12 protein-coding genes are annotated in these 20,687 nt (G+C 39.8%); 2 read left to right on the plus strand and 10 right to left on the minus strand.

Going from position 1 to position 20,687, the window contains the following annotated elements; all coding sequences use genetic code 11:
• Window positions 1-193 precede the first annotated feature (193 nt).
• From A6749_RS06460 to A6749_RS06470, 3 genes are all read right to left on the minus strand, one after another.
• Entirely contained in the window at window positions 194-1,531 is a 1,338-nt protein-coding gene (locus A6749_RS06460) for an APC family permease (protein WP_066386414.1), read from the minus strand.
• 104 nt (window positions 1,532-1,635) lie between these two features.
• Window positions 1,636-2,988, minus strand: a complete 1,353-nt coding sequence (locus A6749_RS06465; RefSeq protein WP_066386420.1) for an APC family permease — start codon at window positions 2,986-2,988, stop codon at window positions 1,636-1,638.
• A gap of 321 nt (window positions 2,989-3,309) precedes the next feature.
• Complete coding sequence (locus A6749_RS06470; RefSeq protein ID WP_066386423.1) at window positions 3,310-3,912, minus strand: cell wall hydrolase; 603 nt, start codon at window positions 3,910-3,912, stop codon at window positions 3,310-3,312.
• 354 nt (window positions 3,913-4,266) lie between these two features.
• Between A6749_RS06470 and A6749_RS06475 the strand changes: the two genes are divergently transcribed.
• Entirely contained in the window at window positions 4,267-4,713 is a 447-nt protein-coding gene (locus tag A6749_RS06475; RefSeq protein WP_066386426.1) for a Dps family protein, read from the plus strand.
• A gap of 150 nt (window positions 4,714-4,863) precedes the next feature.
• Window positions 4,864-6,135: an FAD-dependent oxidoreductase gene (locus A6749_RS06480; RefSeq protein WP_084797657.1), complete on the plus strand. Its 1,272-nt coding sequence runs from the start codon at window positions 4,864-4,866 to the stop codon at window positions 6,133-6,135.
• 168 nt (window positions 6,136-6,303) lie between these two features.
• Here A6749_RS06480 and A6749_RS06485 read toward each other — a convergent pair whose 3' ends face one another.
• From A6749_RS06485 to A6749_RS06515, 7 genes are all read right to left on the minus strand, one after another.
• Window positions 6,304-7,629, minus strand: a complete 1,326-nt coding sequence (locus tag A6749_RS06485; RefSeq protein WP_066386429.1) for a uracil/xanthine transporter — start codon at window positions 7,627-7,629, stop codon at window positions 6,304-6,306.
• Window positions 7,630-7,776: 147 nt separating this feature from the next.
• Complete coding sequence (locus A6749_RS06490; protein ID WP_066386434.1) at window positions 7,777-8,184, minus strand: disulfide oxidoreductase; 408 nt, start codon at window positions 8,182-8,184, stop codon at window positions 7,777-7,779.
• 1 nt (window position 8,185) lies between these two features.
• Window positions 8,186-8,896: a DsbA family protein gene (locus A6749_RS06495; RefSeq protein ID WP_066386436.1), complete on the minus strand. Its 711-nt coding sequence runs from the start codon at window positions 8,894-8,896 to the stop codon at window positions 8,186-8,188.
• 238 nt (window positions 8,897-9,134) lie between these two features.
• Window positions 9,135-12,608: a glycosyl hydrolase family 95 catalytic domain-containing protein gene (locus A6749_RS06500; protein WP_066386444.1), complete on the minus strand. Its 3,474-nt coding sequence runs from the start codon at window positions 12,606-12,608 to the stop codon at window positions 9,135-9,137.
• A 74-nt stretch (window positions 12,609-12,682) separates the two neighbouring features.
• Window positions 12,683-17,098 (minus strand): alpha-L-fucosidase, encoded by a 4,416-nt coding sequence (locus tag A6749_RS06505; RefSeq protein ID WP_066386448.1) that lies wholly within the window; start codon window positions 17,096-17,098, stop codon window positions 12,683-12,685.
• Between the two features lie 437 nt (window positions 17,099-17,535).
• Window positions 17,536-18,297 (minus strand): DeoR/GlpR family DNA-binding transcription regulator, encoded by a 762-nt coding sequence (locus A6749_RS06510; RefSeq protein WP_066400855.1) that lies wholly within the window; start codon window positions 18,295-18,297, stop codon window positions 17,536-17,538.
• A gap of 199 nt (window positions 18,298-18,496) precedes the next feature.
• The gene (locus A6749_RS06515) at window positions 18,497-20,566 is read right to left on the minus strand and encodes a bifunctional aldolase/short-chain dehydrogenase (RefSeq protein ID WP_066386451.1); all 2,070 of its coding nucleotides are present in this window, start codon (window positions 20,564-20,566) and stop codon (window positions 18,497-18,499) included.
• Between the last annotated feature and the right edge of the window lie 121 nt (window positions 20,567-20,687).

Here is a 20,687-nt window from a genome sequence, read left to right on the forward strand (position 1 = left end):
GATATTAAGCAATTTCCGTGCCAACATAGAAAAGCGTTAATTGACTACATTTTTTAGGACTTTTCCACCAAATATTGCATAACTGAATAAAAACCCTATGTAAAAATGACTTTATTATGCAAATTTGAATAATTTCAGACTGCAAAAAAAACGCATTCCATTGAATGCGCTTTCTATTTTATCAAGATAATTTCTATCCAACTTCTTCAAAATGGAAATCTGATATTTTAGTTTTAAGGATTTTCGTTTGAAAAACCATGTAAAGGAGCCCAATCACAATCCAGGCAATGCCGCCAATCAGAGCGTCCAAATGCAAATTGGACCACAAAACTCCTGTTAAGCCTGTACCAATTACTGGCATAATAAGATAAGAAAAAAGTTCTTTGCCCGTTTTATACCTTTTTAAGCGGAACACAAAGTGTGCAATGACCGACAAATTAACAAATGTAAAGGCAATCAAGGCCCCGAAATTAATGATGGAAGTGACCAGCTCTAAGCTTGGGGTAATAGCTAGTAACGAAATAATCCCAACTAAGACAACATTAAAGGCGGGAGTTCTAAATTTTGGGTGTACATAACCGAACAGTTTTCGCGGCAGCATCCCATTTCTCCCCATTACATATAGAAGCCTTGATACACTTGAATGGGATGCTAATCCCGATGCAGCAGTAGCGGCAAAAGCACCGGCAATCAGAAACAGCTTAAACAGGGTGCCGCCAACATATAAGCCGATTTCAGGCAGGGTATCGTCCGTTACCTTGAAGTTTGAAATATCCGGGAAAAGAGCCTGCGCGAAAAACCCTGTAACAAAAAAGATCGCTCCGCCAATAAAAACTGTTAGCATAATGGCTTTTGGCATTATTTTTTGATCTACAGCTTCCTCTGCGTACATTGTAACGGCATCAAAGCCAATAAACGAGAAGCAAACCACCGTCGCCCCCGTTAATACAGCCCCTAATTGAACATTGGCGTGAAAAAGCGGCTCCGTTGTAAAAATCGTTCCTTGTCCCATCCCCTGCGACAGCTTAATAAAGGCTAGGACAATGAAAACTACAATCAAAATAATTGCAAACAAAACAAGCATTGAATTTAAACTTGATGTTTTTCCGATCCCCCAAATATTCACCAAAGTAATAATCGCAACATAACTAAGGACCCACACCCAGGCGGGAACACCTGGAAATATCGACTCCATATAGAGCCGAATAATTAAGGCATTAACCATTGGAAGCAGGATATAGTCAAGCAATGCGGCCCACCCGACGATAAAGCCGAGGTGCGGGCTCATTGTCTCTCTTGTATAAGTATAAGCCGATCCGGCGCTAGGAAAAACCTGCACCATTTTCCCGTAACTAAATGCTGTAAAAAGCATAACGGTTAACGCTGTAATATACGCCAGCGGAACCACACCATTGGTTTCTTTGGATACAATCCCAAAAGTATCAAATGCTATGGTAGGTGTCATATAACCTAATCCAAGACCAACAATTGCCCATAGGCCTAGTGAACGTTTAAGGGTAACATTCTCCAAATAGTATCAACTCTCCTTTTTTGAAAATTCAATATATACTCTTGCAAGTTTTGTGCCATGGTAAAAAAAGGAGGAGAAGCAATTTAACTTCTCCTTCATGCTTGTTATAGTGATGTATTTCGATCGGCATCCTCGAAAGCAAAATCAGCCGTTTTGATTTTAAAAAATTTTGTTTGAAATAACAGATAGAAAAATCCGATAATGACCCAAACAATGCCGCCGATAAGGGCATCAGCCTGCAGGTTAGCCCAAAGAATCCCCGTGGAAGCGGCTCCAAGAATGGGCATAACTAAGTAGGAAAAAAGATCTTTCCCGGTTTTATATCTTTTCTGACGGAAGATAAAATACGCAATAACAGACAAGTTAACAAATGTAAAGGCAATCAAGGCACCGAAGTTGATAAATGAAGAGATTAATTCTAAGCTCGGAGCAATGGCAAGCAGGGAAACAACCCCTACAAGGATGACATTAAATGCCGGGGTCCGAAATTTTGGATGTACATATCCGAAAAGCCGCTTTGGCAGTACGCCGTTACGCCCCATTACATATAACAGACGGGATACACTGGCATGTGAAGCAAGACCCGATGCAACCGTAGCAGCAAAAGCGCCGGCAAGGAAAATAAGTTGAAAAAGTGTTCCTCCTACATATAAGCCAATTTCAGGTAGCGTATCGTCAGTCACTTTAAAACCTGAAATATCTGGAAATAACGCCTGAGCAAAATAACCTGCCACAAAGAAAATGGCCCCGCCGATAAAGACCGTTAACATAATGGCCCGCGGCAATGTTTTTTTGTCAACAGCTTCTTCAGCATACATTGTTACCGCATCAAAGCCAATAAAGGAGAAACAAACCACTGTTGCCCCTGTTAAGACTGCACCAAGCTGAACATTGGAATGAAAAAGCGGATCCGTTGTAAAGATTGTTCCTTGTCCCATCCCTTGAGAAAGCTTAATAAACGCTAGGACAATAAATGCGCCAATTAACACTATTTCAAATACGACGAGTAGGGAATTTAAATTTGATGTTTTCCCCATACTCCATACGTTAATAGCAGTAACTGCTGCAACGTATGTAACAACCCAAATCCATGCCGGGACACTAGGAAATACTGAAACCATATAAATCCTAATAATCAAAGCATTAACCATTGGCAGTAGAATATAATCGAGCAATGCCGCCCAACCGACTAAAAAGCCAAGATGCGGATTCATCGTTTCCCTTGTATAGGTGTACGCTGAGCCTGCACTCGGAAAAACCTGTACCATTTTTCCATAGCTTATTGCCGTAAACAACATAACCATCAGTGCTGTAAGGTATGCTAGCGGAACAACTCCATTTGTTTCTTCTGAGACAATTCCAAAAGTATCGAATACGATGGTTGGTGTCATATAACCTAATCCAAGACCAACAATTGCCCATAACCCTAAAGACCGTTTTAGCGTAGTATTGCCCAAATTTATCAGCCTCCTATTCTTAAAATCAACAATGTAACCCCTTACATTACATCTATAATAAAAAAACGTTTTTCTAAGCTTCCTCCTCTCTTCATAATTAATTAAATAACTATTTAAAATAGTTGCAATTTTCGTACCAATATTACTTAGCCATTATTTTAAGGACATTGCAAAAAAACTCAAGCATGGATTATGTATTTTTGCATAACTTACTCCGATTTGCATAAATCTTTAAGCAAACAAAAAAGCAGCGATCACATCATATTCGCTGCTTTTTTCTGTATAAATATTTTCATTTTTACAAAGCCTATTTTTAATCCATTATTTTGCAAAGACATGGTTCCCAATTTTTACGGTAACCTGGCGTGTTGCCACCCACTTACTTACTGAAGTCTTTGGGTTATAGAAAAATAGGGATCCGTTGCCTTGGCCTCTAAATGCAAGTGCTTCATTTACTGCTTGTTTAGAAACTGCATCAGCTGATTTATTGATGGCGCCATTCATCACTGGTGTAAACGCATAGTGACCGCCGGATTTTTCATAGATTACGCCACGAACTGTGTTTGGAAAATCAGCGCTTGCTACGCGGTTTAAAATAACCGTTGCTACCGCTACTTTTCCAGCATATGGTTCACCTTCAGCTTCCGCACGTACAAGGCGTGCCATTAAGTCTTTTTCAGCCGCTGTAACTGAAGAATTAGGGATTACTAGAGTTTTACCTGCATTTAGATATGAACTTGTTGCCTTGTTTGCTTGCATTAATGATTTAACCGGTACCCCAAATTTTACCGCGAGTTTCCAGTACGTTTCACCATATTGAACTTTATGAGTAGTAGTCGCAGCTTCTGTTATACCATTTAACGTAAATGCTGACATTGATAAAATTAACCCTGCTGAGATTAATAGTTTTTTAAATTTATTCATTTGATAACCTCCTAGTTTCGTTCGTCTCTCTACATTCAAGGCTATCAGTTGTAACATACTTATTCATTAGCCAAAAAGTGGCAAGTATAAAAAAGATAGATTCATAGTTAATATGATAATGTTTATCCAACCCTTGGAATTTTTCTCCTCTATCATTTTAATTCCGATGTTTTCCCACCTAAGGATAATTAAGGATACTTTATTACAATTTGTTTCAACGGTGTAACACAGGGTCTGTAATATAATGGATGTAACCTTCACTAAATTGTCATGTATTTCATTGAATGGAGGAAGGATATTCATCAAATATTTGGTAATTATATATAGAGAAAACGAAAAGGAGGTTTCTTTAAGATGAACAATCAGTTAGTCAATGTTCTAAATAAGCAAATCGCCAATTGGTCTGTCCTGTATATGAAATTACATAACTACCACTGGTACGTTAAAGGTGAACAATTCTTTACTCTTCATGCTAAATTCGAGGAATTTTATAATGAGGCCGGAACTCATGTGGATGAATTAGCTGAACGCCTGCTGGCAATCGGCGGCAATCCGGTTGCTACAATGAAGGAATGTTTAGAAATTTCGTCTATTCAGGAAGCTACTAGCACAGAAGCTGCAACTGAAATGGTTCAGTCTGTCATCAATGATTTCTCAATTATCATTGGGGAATTAAAGGAAGGCATGAGCCTGGCCGATGAACAAAATGATGAAACGACAGGTGACATGCTGCTTGCCATCCACTCCAGCTTAGAAAAGCATGTTTGGATGCTGACAGCGTTTCTTGGAAAAGCAATATAATAGAAGAAAAGCATTTTAAGGCCCAGCTATTCCCAGTTGGGCTTTTTTGCTTAGCTTGAAACAAATTAGAATAATTATTAAAAAGGTTTGACTTTTAAATAGTAATTATATTATTATTAATAATAAGAAAAGGATTAGGAGGTTTTCATAATGGCCAACCCAGAAATTATTGTGTATAGCAGTACAGGCTGTCCTTATTGTGAAAAAGTTAAAACCTATTTAAAGGAACATGGGTTTGAATATGAAGAGCGTAACGCTTCTATACATAAAGAATATTTTGACCAACTAAAAGAACGAAAAATTTATGGCACCCCCGCAACATTTATTAATGGAAAGCTTGTGTTAGGATTCCAGGAGAAAAAGTTTATCAAGCTGCTCGGACTTTCAGAGGCTGAAGCTAAACCGGCAGCAGCTGCCCCTCAGCAGGAAAGCAACGAAGAAAATGCCAATTCAATTTTTAAACCGGTAACGGATCGAGTCCTTGAAGAAGTATTTGACTTTGTAACAATTGGCGGCGGCCCAGCCGGAGCATCCGCAGCTGTTTATGCGGCCCGCGGCAAAATGAAAACTCTTGTTATTGATAAAGCGCCAAAAGCCGGCACACTTGCCATTACTCATAAAATCGCCAACTATCCAGGTGTCCGTGAAGAGCTGACCGGGCTAGAACTGTTAACAAGAATGCAGGCTCAAGCAAAGGATTTCGGGGCAGAATTTATACGCTCCAATGTTCTTTCGGTCGATTTTTCTGATGAGATCAAAAAGATTGAAGTCGCCGAAGGAACAATTAAAGCGAAGAGTGTCTTTATTGCCGTCGGGGCAAAAGCGCCATCCAGCAAAATTAAAGGCGAAGAAGAATTCACCGGGCGGGGTGTAAGCTATTGTTCTACCTGTGATGCTGCTTTCTATCAGGATCAAGTTGTTGTTGTAATGGGGGACAATGAAGAAGCGGTTCATGAAGCAGAAACACTAGCAAAGTATTGTAAAACGGTAAAATTATTAATCCCTGTTGTTAAATTAAAAGGCGATGTTGATCTTTCCGGTTTAGAAGCTAAACCAAATGTTGAAATTTATAAGCGCCATCGCATCAGGGATATTCAAGGGACAGACAGCGTTGAGAAAATCGTCGTTCTAAATGATAAAAGGGAAGAAGAAATTTGGGCTGTTGATGGTGTATTCCTTTACCTTGGCGGCTTGAAACCAGGAACAGACTTCTTAAAAGATGCTGTAAAGCGTGATGAAGAAGGCTATGTTGCGGTTGATGAAAATCTTCGGACAAGCGTAGACGGGGTTTTTGCCGGCGGTGACGCCCGTAGAACATTGGTAAAACAGGCTGTTATTTCTGCAGCGGACGGTGCAATTGCCGCCCTTGGTGCAGAACAGCATGTCAATAAACGAAAAACACTGCGTCCACAGTATAGTTAAATTTGAAGAGCTTCCCTGTTTGGGGGAAGCTCTTTTTTTATGCAACAATTGAGGAGAAGTATCCGACAGTTGGCACGTTCTATCCGACAATTAGCGAGCGCTATCCGACAGTTGGCCGTTCTATCCGACAATTAGCGAGCGCTATCCGACAGTTAAACACAACACCCCTTATCCAATATTCCTTGCATTTTCCTTTTTAGGACTCTTAACCTGCTCTAGCTTCGACCAGTTAATCGTATTTTCAAGCACCACTGAGAGGATAATTCCCATTAACAATCCGCTGCTTATGAGCGGCCGGACAAGCATTGGAATAGAACCAAACATTTCCGCGGGAATATTCATGATAGCCATCCCTAATAAGACAGGTGCAGCAATTCGATAGATTGTTTTTTGCGAAAAACGGATCCCCTCTAAATTATTGAGGGCCCCGCTAAATAATTGCAAATAGGCAACGAATAGCACCGCATCCCCGACACTGATCGGCAGCGTTGAAAATAGATGACTAAGAGATGGTACCAGACCAAGAATCATAAACATCGCAGCGCCAATAATCATCGGCAAACGCTCAAAGATAAGTGTTGATTGTAAAAATCCTAACGAGGACACATATGGTGCATATGGAACCATTCCGAATATGCCCGAAACGACTGAATTTAATCCAGTTAGAACAAATGATTTACGATATTGCTTATCTGTAGTTGTCGTTCGAAGCAGCGGCTCCACCCCTTTAACTGATGCGATTGTATTCGTCGTGTTCACTAATCCTGTGAGTACCGCCATAATAATAAGACCTAGGCTGAAGGTTGGCTTTCCCCATGGAAATGGGTTAAAGAGTTTCGTTGTAACATGTTCGTCAGCTGCCTCGGCAGGGAAAAATAATACGTAAATAATCCAGCCCGTAACTATTCCAATTAGAATCGAAAAGTTTCGAATTGCTTTTGGTCCCTTTATATTAAGCCATACTGTTAACACGATTAGGAAAATCGATAAACCTGCTGTTGGAATATGTATTTCATCACTTGTCGTCAGCCCTAGCATCCCTTTAGTAAAAATAATGATTAATTGGCTGGCGAGTAAAAAGAAGACGGTACTCATTACAACAGGAGTAAATAAACGCCTCAATACATTCCCGATTCCAAGCGCCCCTAGGATCGTGAGGAGAATACCCGAAAGGATAATCCCCACGGCAAGCCCGCCGCCAAGTTCCGATACACTAATCCCTGCTGCCGAAGCCGATGCACTTAGGCTTAAGATGGCGCCCCACCATAATCCAGATTGTCCTTCCATCAGCGGGTACCGATGGCCAAAAACGGCCTGGAGAATACAAGCTGCTCCGGTAAAAATAAATGACCTTTGCAAAGCGCTCGCAACTTCAATAGATGATAAATCAAATGCATCTCCGATTGTCAGCGGGATCACCACGGTATTAGCAAACATGAAAAACAGCCATTGAAGCCCCGCTAATAACTGGGTTGTTTTTGATAATGGATTCATTGCCTCTCCTCTCTTTTTTATAGTTATTTTTGTTTTCTACGTTACACTATTTGTTTAGCGTTTTAAAGGGAAAAATTTACTCTTCTTCTATTCTTGAAACAAAAATACCACAGCACCTTTTGGTCTGTGGTATTTTACGGAAAGAGTCTATTCCTTATGACTGCGAGCCAACGCTGCCATACAAATTGTGATAATAGCAAATGCAACAAAGGCGAGCAATGGAATGGTTATAAAACCGAGCCAGTTAATATAGTCCTTTGAGCACGGAACTCCTGTCGTGCACATTTCAAACTGTTTTAACGCAGGCACCTTTTGCAGCAATGTATGGTAGCCGCTGATCAGCAGACCAATGATAGATACTGGCAGGGCATACTTATAAATCCCGGTGTCATTGCGGTAAACTGCTATTCCTAAGATAATCGCAAGCGGGTACATAAAGATGCGCTGGTACCAGCACAGTGTACATGGGATAAAATGCATGACCTCGCTAAAGTACAGGCTTCCAAGTGTTGCAATAATCGCGGCAATCCAGGAGAGCAGCAGTGATTTGTTCATTCTACTTCTCCTTCGCCGCTTTTTCTACCATTTCCTTCAAGTCATCCATCGTTTTTCCTGTGAACATCTTGCCGTTTACAAACATTGTCGGTGTTCCAGTTACACCAAGTTTTCCGGCGTAATCCATATCCTTTTGCCAAGCATCCATAGATTTTTGTTCCTTAAAGTTTTTCACTACCTTCTCAACATCTTTCTCGCTGGCCATTTCTTTTAGCGTATCAGTTAAGAATTGTTCGGTAAAAATATCTTGCTTTTCAGCTTTGGTGTCTTCCGGCTGTTTTTGATAGAGCAATTCATGGAATTTCCAGAACGTTTCGTTTCCCAGCTCTTGAAAAACCGATTCGGCAAATTGGGCTGAACGTTTGGAATCAATATTAATAAATGAATCATTCATAAAATAAAACTTTGCTTTCCCTGTATCCACAAGCTCTTTTTGAATCATAGGGACAACATTATGGGCAAAGTCTTTACAAATCGGACATTTGTAATCCCCAAATTCAATAATCGACACCGGTGCGTTCTCGTCACCAAGAAACGGCTGATTCGAGTAATCAATATCATTAGTTTTCGTCGTTGCCTTATCCTTCTTATCGGATTGATTACTTAAAAAAATAAAGGCCAACAAACAAACAGCCACTAAACCAATCATCCAAAAAACAAATTTAGATGAGGATTTTGCTGCTTGCTTCGTGTTTTTCTTCTTATTTGCCATGATCAAACTCCTTTTAAAAAACTTATATACAATGAGCCATAAAAATTTTGTCTCAGATAGTTTAAATATTACCTATCTCCGAAAATATTGCAAATAAAAGGGTTTCTTTCCTAACAAAAAAACGCTTCTTTAAACACTGTTCTTCTAAAAACTTAATTAAAATACCCGATTTGCCAAAAGTAACAAATCGGGTATTTTATTAATGTAAATTTCTAATTTCAAGTCTTGAATTTGAAAATCAATTGTTGCTTAACCAGGCATCTGCCCAGTCAGCATGGTCGTTTCCGTTACCGTTTCCAGCATCCCCGACAACTAACTTCAATTCTTTTTTACCAGAGATATCAACATCTACAAATTTTGCAGGAGTATAATAATTCATTATCCCACTGTCAAATACCTTATTCCCATCAAGAAACACCTGGAAAACAACTGTTCCGCCTTTACCACTAGCTTCCTGATCGATTCCTACATACGAATTAAACCGTTTATAATTTATGTTTGATATATCATAGGTAATCTCAGATTTTGCATGAGTTCCTATACCCTTTTTATAGAAAACCAGCCCACTTGGTCCTAACAATGAAAGTGGATTCCCATCAATACTTTTATCCTTCTGAATCTGTGCCCAGCCTACAGTAGCTTTTACCCATGGAATATCACTAAGATAGACACCGCCAACAACCACCTGAACTTTGGACGAAGCAACTTTGGTATCCCCTATTAATACTGAAACTCCAATTTCGCCCATTCCTTGGTAATCATTAGGCGTAGTAACCTCAAAAGATAAGGTCTCCTCTTGTCCTCCAAGTAAATCAAATGCCTTATTCAATGGTTGAGCCTTCCATCCCTCAGGTAGTTCCAATTCTATACTCCCTGGTACCATAGTTTCATTTAGTTCGTTTTGAATCTTTACATTTATTTTTGTAGAGCCACTTGTTCCATTAATTGAATCCGGATCGGCTTTTGCCGAAATAATAGAAACTGCAGGTGTTATTTTTATTTCATTGGAGTCAATTAATGTTCCACTATCGGTTTTGATGCCAGCCATAATCGAATAGTTTTTTGATACCGTATTGTTTGGAACATTCAACAAAGCCTCCACAGAACGAGTTTCACCGGGTTCAATAGTTTCAAAAGCTACCTTCATAGGTTCAACTTTCCAACCTTCGGGAACTGTAAATTCAATCTCACCTGGAGAGGACGGTACAGAACCAGGGTTTGTTAAATTCACTTTGACTTTAGTTGTACTTCCAGCTGTTAAACTACTAGGAGACTCCAGTTGAATATTGATCAAAGATTCAATTATATAGGTTTTCCCTGGTTGGGTTTTAAAAGTAATTGTGTCACCATCCTTGATAAATTTCATTTTTTTATGATCCCCGACCCTTATTACTGAAATTGGAGAGTTAAACATAGGGCTTTTTAATTTTGCTTCATTACCGTCATCAGATGATAACTTTACTTGGGTTGGCTTACCGTTTTTCCATGTGGCATCCACTGTAAATGCCCCCCGTGCTCTAAGCCCTTTATAAGAACCATCTTTCCATGCTCTAGGGAGGGCAGGCAATAGATGAATAGAGTCAGCATGGCTTTGAATTAACATTTCAGCAATTCCTGATGTTGCGCCAAAATTTCCATCTATCTGAAACGGAGGATGGGTATCAAACAAGTTTGTCAATGTGCTTCCAGTAAGTTGTCCCTGGAGAATTTTATAGGCATGATCTCCATCTAACAAACGTGCCCATAGATTAATTTTGTTTGCCTTACTCCAGCCGGTCCCTTCGTCACCACGATGATTTAAGGTTACTTTTGCGGCCTCTAACCACTCAGGTGTGTTGTGATTTATCATTGTTCCTGGATAAAGAGCTACAAGCTGGGACACATGACGATGTTGTTCAGCAGGATCGTCTATATCATCTTTCCACTCTTGAACCTGACCATATCGGCCAATCTGAATAGGAGCAAATAGCCGGTCCCTTTGTGCTATTAGTTGTTGTCGGAATTCCTTATCTGTATGCAAAATCTCACTAGCCTCGATTACATTTGAAAACAACTCATATACCAACTGCTGATCAAATGCACATCCATCAGAAATACCTCCTATTTCTGGAGACCAGCATGGTGAAACCACTAACTTTTTATTTTCATCCTCCACTAAAAATTTACTATGAAATTCTGCTGCTTCTTTAATTACTGGATAAATCTTTTCTTTTAAGTATTTTTCATCATCAGTAAACTTATAATGATCCCAAAGATTTTGAGAAATAAAGGCGTTTGCACTTGGTGCCCAGCCCCAGCCGAGGCCCCAGCCTGGAGCAGTAAATCCGAATGGATTATTCATTGTATTAACTGTCCATCCTCCGCCTGTAACCCCAAAGTGTTTTTCTGCCGAAACCCTTCCAGGTTCTCTTAACGAATCAACATAATCCACTAATGGAATTGCCGTTTCTGAAAGATTGGTTACTTCTGCGGGCCAATAATTCATTTGTAAATTGATGTTAAAATGATAATCGCTATCCCAAGGAGGTGTATTTGAATTATTCCATACTCCTTGTAAGTTAGCAGGGAGCGAGCCAGGTCTAGAGGATGCAATTAGCAAATACCTCCCGTATTGAAAGAACAATTCTTCCAGATACTTGTCATTTGTTTTACCGTAATTTGCTAATAATTCATTTGTTGGAATCTGCGGCTCTTTTCCACCCAAATCAAGGGCTACGCGATTAAACAATGCATGATAATCTTTGATATGAGTAGACTTCAATTGATCATACGACTTTTCAGATGCAGTTGCGATAATTTCCTCTACCTTTTTATTAGGATCTTCTCCTTTGTAATCGGGATATCTATTTTCATAATCGGTAGCCGCCGTCATAATTATTGTAAGAGCGTCAGCATTTGTCACTTTAATTTTGTTATTTTCTGGAGTTAGCGTGCCTCCTTCGTTTAGAACTTTAAACTTTGCTTCATAAACCATTCCGTTATTAGCTACTTGACCACGGATTGTAATCGTATTATCGGCTGCGGTAACAGTACCTTGCTGTGAGCTGGTTGGTCTTACATCAAGAGTAAGTTTTCCCAGCTCACTGGCAGTTAGACGCATAACCATGACATGGTCTGGATAGCTTGCAAAATATTCTCGTTTATAGTCAACATTCTCATAGGTATAAGCTACATGAGCCATACCATCATTAAGATTTAAATCCCTGCGATAATTTGAAAACGAGGCATTACTTGGCAAAGCAAAATCTAAATAAATGTCGCCAAAATTCTGGTAGTCACCAAATCCCTTTTGTAAGCCTGTAAGAAATTGAGAAGATTCCCTTTCAGCTCCGCCTTTATCACCTTTCGCTAACTTTTCTCGAATACTAGCTAAATGGTCAGCAGCGCCTTCACGATTACCATATGTGTAGTCACTAGAACTATTCGGACCGCCAGTCCAAAGAGTTTTTTCGTTGAATTGAATACGTTCTTGTTTTACACCGCCAAATACCATTCCACCCATATACCCATTTCCTATCGGCAATGCTTGGGTTTCCCAGTTAACAGCAGGTTCACGATACCAGAGTGTAAGGTCCTTAGTGGATTGATGTAAATTCTGAGAAGAACTAGATGAAGATTGTGCTGCTTCTACATTGGAACCAATGCCGCCAAAAGAAGAGAACAATAGAGTGCCAGAAAGTATGCTTCCTATTAATAAATTTTTTATTTTCAAATTTTCACCCTCCTAATAAATGGTAGATATTTTAATAGAGAGGAAGTCTTATAAGAAGCCTTCCTCTACTTATCTTATTTATTTACCGACGATTCAAACCGACCAAGCGCCTCCTGTAATGCTTTTACTGCAGCGTCTACTTGTCGTTGTGTTGCAGCCCGATCTTTTTCTATCTTCCGTGCTTCTTTTACTGCCTCTCGGAGAGTTTTCTCAGACCACTTTGGATACTCGCCAATATCTGTTCCTTCCTTAGAACGACGGAGAACTTCATTCACTTTTTCAACGAGCGAAGTTAAATCAGCCTTTTCTCCTTTTACATTAATGGACGACTTAAACGTGTCAAATGCTTCCTGTAATCCTTTTTGTGCATCATCGATTTGCTTTTGTGTTGCAGGAACCTTTTCAACTTTTTTAGCTGCTTCAATTGCATCACTAAATGGCTTCATCGATTCGGAAGGATATTCTCCGATTTTATCTCCTTCTACCGCTGTTTTATAAACATTTTGCACGGTTTCAATTAAAGCAGTAAGCTTAGCTTTATCTCCTTCGACATTTATTGAAGTCTCAAACTTGCTAAATGCCTCTTTTAATGCTTCAATCCCGATATCCACCTGTTCCCATGTAGCAACTGGGTCAATCATCAAATCGTTGGCTATAGAAATGGCTGATTGAAGGGCATCCTTTGCTTCCTTAGGATACTCACCTACATTTACTCCTTCCGTTGCTGAAGCAAGAACATTCTGTGCCTCTTGAATAAGCGAATCCAACTCAGATTTATCTACCATTTCTTGACCTTCGGGAAGAGTTTGATAGAAACCAATTTCAGACATATGAACAGGGCCTCTTGATTTTAAAATGCGTACCCGGAATTCCTTTCCAGAAACTGGAGCTGACAGCAAAATGATTCGCTTATACCCAATCGCCTGGTTTGTATAAATTTGCTTCCAATCCCCTGTTTCCGTACGAACATCAATCGCAAATGATTCTACTTGTTGACCATGATTGATGTCTTCTTGTAACACAACCTTATCAATAGTGACATCCTTTTCAAAACTGAATGTAATCGTGCTTGGCTGCTCGGATGCAGTCTCCCACGAAGTATTGTAAATTCCATCCTTAACAACGTTTGGATTTGCACCTTCAGCACTATTAGTAGCTTTGATTGTCGCTTTTTTGGTATAGTTTATTGCAAAATCTCGTTTAATCGATTCATGCCATTCTTTAAGTCTGGCTACATCTGACTCAGCAAATTTTCCTTCCTTATTAGGAGGAATATTTAGAAGAAGCACCGAGTTTCGAGCAACTGATTGATAATAAATGTTTCTAAGTTGTGCCAAAGATTTAGGCTGCTGATTAGCATGGTAAAACCACCCCGAGCGAATACTGACATCTACTTCTGCAGGCCACCACGTCAAATACTTCATTCCATTTGCTGCTGCATCTGTAAGCGCAGTCCTGCTGCCTAAATCCGGGGACTGATAGGAAGGATAGTAATACTGTCTTCCATCCGCATCTGTTCCCGCCGCAAGAACACTCCATTCATTTTCCCGAGCCCAGCCTGACTCATTGCCAACCCAGCGTACATCTGGTCCGGTAACAGCAATAACTGCCTGCGGCTGAAGCTCATTAATTAGTTTATAGTAACTGTCCCAATCGTATTTCTCATAGGCACTGCTAGGAATATGACCTTGGGCACCATCGAACCAAACCTCATCAATCTCACCATACTGTGTTAGTACTTCATACAATTGATTGAGGAAGAATTGGCCGTAATCGGTGGCAGATAATTTAAAACTCGGGAATTCAGATTTTCCAGCACGGTTATCTCCTTCAACCATGGTCGGGATAGTCCGTTCTTTCCGGGTACTCCCATTTCCAAAAATGCCATCAGTATATGCCTTGTGGTCTGCAGGTGATAAATACACACCTACTTTTATTCCATATTTTCTCATCGATTGAACAAACTCACCCAATACATCGCCTTTACCGTCTCTCCAACTGCTGCCGGCTACGCCAAATTTCGTATACCTGGACGGATATAACAGAAAACCGTCATGATGCTTTACCGTAAGGACAGCCATCTTAAAACCACTTTCCTTCAACGTCTTTGCCCATTGATCGGTATCAAGGCTAGTCGGCTGGAACTTATTAGGATCCTCGTTGAAATTACCCCATTCAACGTCGTAATAGGTATTAATTCCATAATGCAGGAAAGCGGTTTGTTCATACTGCTGCCAAGCAACCTGCTTTGGTGTCGGACGAACATATGATGCTTTTGCAGCTATAGCGGCTGCGCACTCTCCAGGTTTTATTTGAATGCGGTTTCCCGGTTCCAAGTCAGTCGGCACGACACATGGCCCTCCCAGTAAACCAAGTGAATCCGTTCTAAAATCTCCTTCCACTTTGGCATAAGCTGCTCCGTAAACCTCACCAGCAAGACTTGTTGCCTGCGTTTCAGCAGCGGTTCCAGCAAAGCCAATCGTGTTATGGTCGGCTTTTGGCAGTTCCGTTAAAGTAATGGTATCTCCCAACTGATTTTGTCCCCACCACAGGCTGACCGATGCCTTATTGTCTCCATTATTTCGATAAAGCATTGAAAGATGGATGAAACCTCCAGTAAGTTTTCCGGAAATATCCGCTGTTCCTACTATTTGATTATTAACTAAGACATCAAGCGATTCACCCTCGAGTGAGCGGCGAACGATTACTGCCCCGCCTAGATCGATGAGAACCCCGCCCAGCTTAATAGAATCAGGATTAGCAACTATTTCAGTAATGGAATCCTCAGCAAGGTAACCGCCAGCTTCAATAGAAGTGGCTGGATTATATACGATGCGTGAATGGTCACCAGCCATTTTAATCCGGCCAAGTCCGGTAATGGTTCCACCGTAAATATCAACTTTTCCTTGGATGTTTTCATCATTTGAGGGCTGATAGTTTGTTCCATCCAGAGAGCTGATTCCAAACACGGATAAACTTCTTTCAACACGTGATAGTTTCATTGTTTTAAGAAGTGTGGGAGTAAAATCTTCTTTAAATGCTGTGACCACTACCCGAGTAAGAGATCCTTTAAAGCCACGGTCCGCTCCCCCCGGGTGAACTTCATTACCAAAACCAATTTCCGCCTTTAAGTCGCCAGCCCGTGGAGGTTTTCCCAGGGATGAGGATACCGATGGCTGTTCAACCCCATTCAAAAACAGACGTAGTGTTGCACCTGTTACTGAAGGCTCATACACAATGGCAATTGCATGATCCTTTCCGGCTGCAGGTGCAGCAATACTTTTTTTATGAGATGTCCATGAACCACTATTATTAACATCGAACCCATATTCGAGGGTAGTAGCGGAAGTATATCTAACGTAAATGTTTCCTCCAACTGAAATTAATGTATTATAATTCTCAGGACTCGCATCTGGTCTAAACCTAGTTTCCACTACAAAAGACTGGTCTACCGTATTTTTTCCAAGAAATGATACCCTTGGATTAAAATCAATGCCACTCTTGCCGCCATTGAGAATTAATCTGCCTTGATCGATTTCCTCATTTCCCGTCCTACGTGTTAACCCTCCATCCATAATTTCTCCAGTTGGATTGGTGTAATTTTTTTCGGTTGAAAAAACTCCCCCAAATCCCACATCAAGAAACTCACCACTAATTGTCTCTTGTTCCTCCGTTTGAATTACCATTGTTTTAAGAATTGATGGATGAAAATCCCCTTCGAAACTTGTGACTACCGTACGCGATAGCAATCCTTTAAACCCACGGTTTAGACCGCCTGTATGAACTTCATTTCCAAAACCAATTGCGTAAGAAGTATTTGCTCTTGGTGGTTTTCCGTTTGTAGAAACAGCAGCTGGGAGCTGTTGATCATTCAGATATACAAGAAGTTCCGCTCCGCTATCAGTAGGTTGATAGATTACTGCAATTCTATGATCCTTTCCGGCTTCTGGAGCTGGAATACTCTTTTTTATAGAGGTCCATTTACCATTATTATTCACTTCAAATCCATACTCTAACTCAGTTGCAGACCTGTATCTGACATAGATATTACCACCGATCGAAATCAAAGTATTAAGCATGCTTTGACCCGAATCAGGTTTAAACCCAGCCTCTATAACAACTTTTTGATCGACCGTCGAAGACCCAAGAGATACTTCTGGGTTAAAGTCAATACCATCAGTACCACCTTTTAAATTTACACCCTGATTCTCTATTATTTGTTCTGTGCCTGAACGCCGAACTAATTTACTATTAACATTCTCATCTTCTTCTTTTGTGTAATCTTTTTCTGTAAATTGCCCTTTAAACTTTACATCCAGTAATCCCTTGCTAGTTAAAGCAGCAGCTGTCGACTTAGGTGAAAATGGAAAACCCGAAGTAACCAATAACATGACCAAAAATGCAATTAAAATTTGTTTACTTGATTTTATTGTGCATCTTGCTCCTGCTATTTTTTTTCTGAAGCTTCTCGAATTAATACCAATAAACACGTATTACATCCCCACTTTCTTTTTAAATTTTCCAAAGCAAAATCAAATCACTCGGAAGCGCTTACCGGGAATTATAACCAAAATCTTATTAAAGCTGATTCATAATCATTCCCCCTCAAATGGGATTCCTCAAACAAAACCAAGATTTTTACTCTTATAAATGGAGTAAGAATTAATAAAAGAGGTTTCTTCAATTTTTATTTGTACCTAGTTGTGTTTATTTATGTCTGAATTCATATTATCATATGTTTGTTTTATTTTGAATATTTTTTATTATTAATCTTTTGTGCTATCTATTAATTCTTTCGACATATTTCATAACTTAAAATCAAGCCACATGCATGAAGAATGCCAAAACAAAAAGCGAGTGGAAAAATAGCATTTCTCCACTCGCTTTTTGTTTTGGTTGAATTAATATATCCTGGGCAGATTGTAATCTAATCTACAATTCTTATCTTAATCATTTTTTCTGAAAACTGCTTTTTTGTTTGCTCGTCTATTTTTGAATCAGTAATTATAGAATCGATGGCAGATAATGAGGCAATTTGAGAAAAAGCACGTGTTCCAAATTTACTTGAGTCAACCATTAAGATTGTTTCATCGGCAATTTCCATCATTTTTCTCTTTAATAATGCATGGGATTCATTAGAGTCACTTAAGCCTTTATCTAAATGAATTCCCTTACATGATAGAAATGCTTTATTAACATGATACATACTAAGCGAACGTTCAGCTAGTGGTCCTATATATGAGAGCGAATTGGTTGATAATAGGCCACCAGTAGAAATTACTTTAATTTGTTCTTTTGGACTCAACTCGATTGCCGCCTTTATCGAGTTTGTCAAAACCGTTAAAGGCATATCCGGCAATTCCTTCGCAACATACCACGCTGTGGTGCTAGCGTCTAATATTATTTGATCCCCTTGCTCAATAAGACGAACAGCTTCCTCTGCTATTGCCTTCTTTTCAGCGGCATTCGTAATTTCTCTTTCTAAGTAGGAGGTCTCTTTTTGCTCCTTCTCAATACTGACTGCCCCGCCATGGCTTCGGACCAACAAATTCTCTTTTTCAAGTTTCTCCAGGTCACGGCGGATTGTTTCTTCTGTGACTGAAAAAATTTTACTCAACTCCGAAACCCTAATACTTAACCGTTCATTCACTAAATCTACAATCTTCCTTTGCCTTTCAGCTACAAGCACTAGTCCCGCACCCTTCCTCATAAAAACCACTTATTTTCTTTTGTATGCTTTTATTTATATGTTTATTTTTATAAATAATATATCATATCTTTTGAAAATCTAATAGGTTCCCAATTAAAAATTACTACTGCTCCTTTGCGTCTGTATATTTCGAGAAAAAATGACCCCAGCAATTTGGAGTCATCTTTGTAATAGCATTTTATCTCGTAAATGCGGCAGGTACCCCACCGTCAACTGTTATCATACATCCAGTTGTTTTAGCTGATTTTGATGAAGAAAAAAAGGCAATTGCTTCCGCAATATCGCTTGGGTATATATTTACAAGCAATGTAGTACGTTTACGGTAATGGTCTTCTAATTGATCAGGATGAATACCATAGGCTGCAGCCCGCTCCTCACGCCATCTCGATCCCCAAATAGCAGAGCCTTGGAGAACCGCATCCGGCAGAACTGAGTTCACACGAATTCCAAATTCCCCTCCTTCTGAAGCAATACATCTTGCCAAATGGGTTTCCAGAGCTTTTACAGAACTGTATGCAGCTGCATTTTTTCCGGCATAAACAGAGTTCTTCGAACCAACAAATACCATACTGCCCCCAATGCCCTGCTGTTTCATTTGCTTAAATGCTTCACGTGCAACCAAGAAGTAGCCCGTTCCTAACACATTCATATTTAAATTCCATTCTTGAAGTGTGGTTTCATCAATTGGACTAGATGTAGCAAGACCTGCATTATTTACAATAATGTCTACACCACCGAAATTAAGTGCTGTTTGGCCAAAGGCTGTTTGAACCTCTTCTTCTTTAGTAACATCCATTTTTACCGCAATTGCCCGGCCCGTCCCATATGTTTCATTAATTTCAGCTGCTACTTTTTCTGCCCCTTCCAGATTTAAATCAGCTAAGACAACATGTGCACCTTCAGATACTAGACGGCGAGCTGTTGCACTGCCAATTCCGCCTGCACCACCGGTGATAAAGGCTACTTTTCTAGAAAATTCGGCTTCAGCCAGAGCAAGAGATAGTTTATATAATTCTAATGGCCAATATTCCACATTAAAGGATTCGTTCTCACTTAAAGAAACAAAGTTTCCTAGTGTTGTAGAACCCTTCATAACTGCAATAGCCCGATGGTATAGAGCGCCGCTTACCCTTGAATTCACAACATCCTTACCCGTATTTACCATACCTAATCCAGGAATAAGAATGACACGTGGGGCCGGTTCAAACATTTTGTCCCCTTCATGTTTGTTGCGCTCAAAGTATTCCTTGTATTCCACTTTAAATCTAGCTATACCTTCCCTAATACTGGTAATTAATGCTTCTACATCCTTTGTTTGCGGGTCCCAATTAATATAAAGCGGGGTACGTTTTGTATGAACTAAGTGGTCTGGACAAGCCGCTCCAACCTGCGAAAGTTCAGATGCAAGCTTACTGTTTACAAATTGCAGGACATCCGCGCTACGGTCATAGGTTAACAGCATTTTCGTATCGCTGCTGACTTCACCCCGGACTACAGGCATCACTTTTGCTAAAATAAGAGCAGCTTCCTCATGAGAAAGAGATTCATATTTTTGTCCTCCAAATAGCGTTTCTACATTTATTTTTTCATTTATATACTGTTCAGCCTCATTAATAATGTTAATCGTTTTATTGTAGGATTCCTCTGACGTTTCACCCCAGGTGACAAGACCGTGTTTCTCCATTAATACGAGCTCGGCATTTGGATTATTTTTTACGCCTTCTGCAATCATTTTGGAAAGGGTGAATCCAGGGCGAATATAAGGAACCCAAACAAAACGATGTCCAAAAATCTCTTCAGCCAGCTGCCTGCCGTTGTCTGCACAGCAAAGACTAATAATAGCATCCGGATGAGTATGGTCAACATGCTTAAATGGCAGGAAAGCATGCAATAATGTTTCAATGGATGCCCTTGGATGCTTGCTGTTGATCATGCTATGGGAGAGATATTCAACCATTTCCTCGTCAGACATTTCATCCCGTTCCATTAATGGCCTAATATCCTCCAGCCTTAGTCCTGTAAAATTTCCGGCCGTCATCGTCGCTAAATCAGAGCCACTGCCCTTTACCCACATTACTTCTATATCACGTCCGCGGAAATCCTTTTCTATCGTCTTCATCGATGTATTACCGCCACCCCAATTACATACAGCACGATCAGAGCCAATTAAATTGGAACGATACACTAATTCTTCTACACCCTTTGTAATTTGTGCAGCCTTTTCAGTATCCCAATAATTCTTAACCATCCGTATCCCTCCGATTACATTTGTATTCCTCTGTTTTATTATAAGATATTTCTGTTTATTTTTGAATATAAATTTTATTGTTTTGTTTTCTTTTATTTTTTGTGTATTAACCTTTTGTTTA

Source organism: Neobacillus mesonae (assembly GCF_001636315.1).
GTDB classification, from domain to species: Bacteria; Bacillota; Bacilli; order Bacillales; family Cytobacillaceae; genus Neobacillus; species Neobacillus mesonae.